The sequence below is a fragment of the Shigella sp. SIG3 genome, from assembly GCF_053555855.1.
The window spans coordinates 1-4283 of sequence record NZ_JBQZXE010000190.1 but is presented as its reverse complement, the minus strand read 5'-3'; the positions used below and the strand labels follow the sequence as shown (position 1 = coordinate 4283).

The 4283-nt window shown below is 46.3% G+C and carries 3 protein-coding genes and 1 pseudogene; 1 reads left to right on the top strand and 3 read right to left on the bottom strand.

The annotated features are described in order from the left end of the window. Positions 1 to 162 precede the first annotated feature (162 nt). Positions 163 to 832 (top strand): annotated as a pseudogene (ykgH, locus tag ACUU1I_RS19810) (protein YkgH). A gap of 242 nt (positions 833 to 1074) precedes the next feature. Here the strand turns inward: ykgH and ACUU1I_RS19805 are convergent. The 3 genes from ACUU1I_RS19805 to ACUU1I_RS19795 are packed head-to-tail and all read right to left on the bottom strand — an operon-like array spanning position 1075 to position 3920. Next, complete coding sequence (locus tag ACUU1I_RS19805) at positions 1075 to 1770, bottom strand: LutC/YkgG family protein (protein ID WP_000370403.1); 696 nt, start codon at positions 1768 to 1770, stop codon at positions 1075 to 1077. Next, positions 1763 to 3190 carry a LutB/LldF family L-lactate oxidation iron-sulfur protein gene (locus tag ACUU1I_RS19800; RefSeq protein ID WP_000023919.1) on the bottom strand — a complete coding sequence of 476 codons (1428 nt, stop codon included), beginning with the start codon at positions 3188 to 3190 and terminating at the stop codon, positions 1763 to 1765. The genes ACUU1I_RS19805 and ACUU1I_RS19800 overlap by 8 nt, the downstream gene beginning before the upstream one ends. A gap of 10 nt (positions 3191 to 3200) precedes the next feature. Further along, a complete protein-coding gene (locus ACUU1I_RS19795; protein ID WP_001102119.1) occupies positions 3201 to 3920 on the bottom strand; it encodes a (Fe-S)-binding protein in 720 nt (239 codons plus the stop codon). Between the last annotated feature and the right edge of the window lie 363 nt (positions 3921 to 4283).

Sequence of the window (4283 nt, the reverse complement as noted above, 5' to 3'; positions counted from 1 at the left end):
CCGTTCCAGATATGGGGACCGAATCGTTATATAAAACACTGAGGTAACTCTCATGCTTCATATCCAGTATTCATGATGCTGGTTTTTTGCTGATATTTAACCCGAACATTCCTGATACAGACTATTAATACAACATTATCTTCGACAGATTTTAGATATATTATGAGTGAACAAATCAAACAGGATATCGATCTGATTGAGATTTTATTTCATCTGAAGAAAAAGATTCGTGTTATCCTTTTTATTATGGCTATCTGTATGGCAATGGTGCTGTTGTTTCTGTATATCAATAAAGACAATACAAAAGTGATTTACAGCCTTAAAATAAACCAGACAACGCCAGGTATACTTGTTAGCTGTGATAGCAATAATAATTTTGCCTGTCAGACCACAATGACTGAAGATGTTATTCAGCGAATTACTACATTTTTTCAGACCAGCCCAGATATCAAGAACAGAGAAATAAGGCTGGAATGGTCAGGAGATAAGAGAGATTTACCAACTGCTGAAGAGGAAATATCTCGCGTGCAGGCGTCTATTATCAAATGGTATGCGTCAGAATACCATAATGGCAGGCAAGTTCTCGATGAGATACAAACGCCTTCAGCAATTAACAGTGAGCTTTATACAAAAATGATATACCTGACCAGGAACTGGTCATTGTATCCGAACGGTGATGGCTGTGTAACTATAAGCTCACCAGAAATAAAAAATAAATACCCTGCTGCCATTTGCCTAGCTCTGGGATTTTTTTCTAAGCATTGTAATTTCTGTAATGTTTTGCCTTGTCAAAAAAATGGTAGATGAATACCAACAAAACTCTGGGCAGTAATAAACAGCATTCTGATAGAGAGTGCCTGTATAAAGCTGAAGTGACAATGACCGGGAAGGGAACCCGTTTTCAGGAATGGATGCCTGTCTTTTTCACTGTAAATATCCTGGCATTACTAATGCCTGGATATTTACAGAAGAGCAGCATAACCATGACGGAACGGGGTTAAGTCAGGTTGTCCTTAACGCTATTTTCAACCTCGTATGCCTTCTTCAGGTTTATGTTCAGATCTCATATCTCTCTCAGCAATCCTCAATAATCAGATACACCGCTTTCACCGGACCATGAACCCCGACGACTTTGATAAGCTCAATATCCGCCGTTGAGCTGGGACCACTGATGATGTTAATACATGACGGCATTCGTTCACCGGCCTGCGCTTTCTGATGCAATTTTTCTGCGAGTTGCGCTACACGCGGCAGGATTGTGCTTTTACGCAGGATAAAAAGAGAAGATTCCGGGAGCAGGCTCAATGAACGCCCGCGCTCGGCGGCGGAAAAAAGAACCACGCCTCCCGATTCGGTTAAACCATATTCAGCATACACGACACCCACTTTAGCCTGCTCTGCCTGCGAGATATTCTCGGCACCTTTCGCCGGATCCCAAACAACGGCATTGCATTCCTGCTGCAAACGTTCACTAATCCCCAATTCCTCCAGCCTCGTGTCACCGCTAATCACGACCGACTGATCTCCCAGCTCTTTACACAGACGTATTGCAGCTTCTGCCGCCTTCGCCTCGCTGGTCAGCTCACAGCGCGTCAACATAACATCGCTGGCAAACTGAATAAACGCGTCACAGCGCTGCTGTTGGTTAAGTTGGGTAAGCCGCTCGTTAGCATAGTTGTTAAGCGGCGCATCTTCTGCTTGCGGTTCAAGTCGCAGCGGGCGACCCAGTGCCTGAGCAACGTTATTCAAAAATTCGCTCCGATTATCCATTCTTTTTCTCCTGCGCCTGATGTTTCTTAAACCAACTACGGAAACTCTCTCCGTCAGCTTCAGGAAGATCGCGTGCTTCCATCCAGTCGCTAATCGCGCCAAATTTGAGTGGTGTTTTACCGCCATTGATAAACCAGCTTGCCGCATGAGCGCCGGCCATCATCCCGACTTTCCACAATCCTGGATGACTATTGGCATAAGCGAACATTTTTATCGCCCGTTGCTCTGCTTTTGCGGTGATCCCTTTTTCAGCCATCACCCGACGATGACGCAAAATCAGTTTTGACAGCGGAATACGCACCGGACACACGCTGTCACAAGCAGTGCATAAAGAGCAGGCGTAGGGTAAATCTTTAAAATCTTTATAGCCGCCAAGTAGCGGAGAAATCACCGCACCAATTGGCCCTGGATAAATAGAGCCATATCCATGACCGCCAATATGGCGATATGCCGGACAAGTATTCATACAAGCCCCGCAGCGAATACAGCGCAGCACATCCCGAAATTCAGAGGCCAGCACCTCAGAACGCCCGTTATCGACAATAACCAGATGAAACTCTTCAGGACCATCAACGTGCCCCGCTTCGCGCGGCCCTGTCAGCCAGGTGTTGTATCCCGTCAAACGTGCACCAACGGCACTGCGCGCCAGCATGGTGATCAATACATCTACCTCGGCAAACGTGGGGGCAATACGCTCCATTCCCATCACTGCAATATGCGTTTTAGGCAGCGTGGTACACATTCGCGCATTACCTTCATTGGTCACCAGGCATACCGAACCGGTCTCTGCCACCGCGAAATTACAGCCGGTAATACCTATTTCAGCACTGAGGAAATCTTCACGGATTTTTTGCCGGATGAATAAGGTCATCGCTTCAGGCGTTTCCGGCCCCTCATAGCCCAGACGTTCGTGTAGCACTCGACGGATCTGATGGCGATCTTTATGAATTGCCGGGACCACAACATGAGATGGCGGATCTTGATCCAGCTGGAGAATATATTCACCCAGATCGGTTTCAATCACCTGAATGCCAGCATCCTGCAACACATGATTGACACCAATCTCTTCGGTCACCATCGATTTAGATTTCACCACCTTCCGGGCATTTTTGCGTTGGGCAACCTGTAAAATGTAGCGGGTAGCGTCTTCTTTGGTTTTTGCAAAATAGACGTGACCGCCGTTTTGCGTCACTTTTTCTGAGAGCTGGTACAGATAAGCGTCGAGATTACTCAAAACATGATCACGTATCTGGGCGGCCCGATCGCGCCACTCCTCCCAGTGCCCCAATTCATCGACCATTTTTTGCCGATTTGCCCCAATACGCTGCTGCGCGTTTGCCACCGCTTTGCGCATGATCGGATCTTCAATTTGCTGACGGATGCGTGTCTTAAAATCTGTATTACTGGTTTTGATCGACATCTTTATATCCTCAGCGGCTCATCAACACTTCAGCAATATGCATCACTTTGACTTTCTGCCCTTCCCGTTGTAATCGCCCACTGATGTTCAGCAGGCAACTCACGTCAGCACCAATTAAATACTCAGGGCGGACTTCCATCAGGTGCACAACCTTTTCTTTCACCATCTCGCCGGATATTTCGGCCATTTTGACCGAGAACGTGCCGCCAAATCCGCAGCAGGTATCCTGTTCAGCAAAGGTCAACAGCTCCAGTCCACGCACATTTTTCAGCAGCGTAAGTGGCTCGTCCTTCACTCCCAGCTTACGGGCCAGGCTACAAGATGGGTGATACACAGCTCTCCCTTGCAAACTGGCACCTACATCGACTACCCCTAATTTATTAACAATAAAAGAGGTGAGATCCTGCATACGCGCGGCAACCTTTTCGGCACGTGATGCCCATTCAGGTTCATCCGCCAGATACGTCGGGTAACTTTTTACGGCATAGGTGCAAGAGCCAGCCGGTGAAATAATGGGATCGTCGTTATCCTCCAGTGCGGCGATCAGATTTTTCATCCCTGGAATCGCTTCTTTGATATAACCGCTATTGATCGCAGGCTGACCGCAGCATCCCTGTTTCTCCGGGAAATTTACGCGACAGCCGAGTTTTTCCAGTAGCAGCACGGAGTCTCGTGCCATTCTTGATTTCAGGGCGTCACCAATACAGGTGACAAAGAAATTGACATTCACAACTAATACTCCATTACTTCATGCCCATTTATGCCCGATGTTTCCCCCCCACCGGGGGATCAATCATCAATAAATATGGCGTTCTTTTTAAATTGGCTAGCAACATACCACCCCTCATTTGTATGACAAATGATAATCTTTCATCCAAACTTCAAATGCAATAACTAATTTTATTTCTTTCGGCATCGCTCACATTTTATGGGGAAATCGACGATCATTTTTGGCATAAGAAATCCATTTAAAAATGGCTACATCCCTTATACCTATTCAGAGCTACTTATTCAGGGGTTATTGAGATATACACTGATGGTGTACAAAAAAATCACCGACAATAATCACGTATCAAGTAATAGTCGGAATTTT

Excerpts from the sequence above, each read along its gene's own strand:
- ACUU1I_RS19805 (WP_000370403.1), bottom strand. The coding sequence starts at position 1,770 with ATGGATAATCGGAGCGAATTTTTGAATAACGTTGCTCAGGCACTGGGT.
- ACUU1I_RS19800 (WP_000023919.1), bottom strand. The coding sequence starts at position 3,190 with ATGTCGATCAAAACCAGTAATACAGATTTTAAGACACGCATCCGTCAG.